Consider the following 345-nt stretch of genomic DNA (forward strand, 5'->3'; position numbering starts at 1 on the left):
GGCGGAGAGGGCGAGACCGTTGGGCCAGCCTGCGGCGCGGGTCTCGGACAGCAGGGTCAGCCCGGAACCGTCGGGCAGATGGACGTCGGCAATGCAGATGTCGCGCGGGTTGCCGACGCGGGGACGTGCCTCCGCGATGGACGACGCCTCGATGACGTCACGTACTCCGAGGGCCCACAGATGGCGGGTGACGGTGGAACGGACGCGCGGGTCGGCCACGACGACCATGGCCGTCGGCTTGTTCGGGCGGTAGGCGACCAGGCTTGCGGGCTGCTCAAGGAGAACGGACACCAGGCCTCCTGGGGGGAGTGGCGGGACGGGCCGGCTCGGGGGATGAAGCCGGGG

At 71.9% G+C, this 345-nt stretch carries 1 pseudogene; it reads right to left on the minus strand.

The window, feature by feature from the left end:
• A pseudogene (locus tag D3105_RS34290) lies at positions 1 to 291 on the minus strand (response regulator); the annotation flags it as partial.
• Positions 292 to 345: the final 54 nt, after the last annotated feature.

It is taken from the genome of Streptomyces globisporus (assembly GCF_003501885.1).
GTDB classification, from domain to species: Bacteria; Actinomycetota; Actinomycetes; order Streptomycetales; family Streptomycetaceae; genus Streptomyces; species Streptomyces globisporus_D.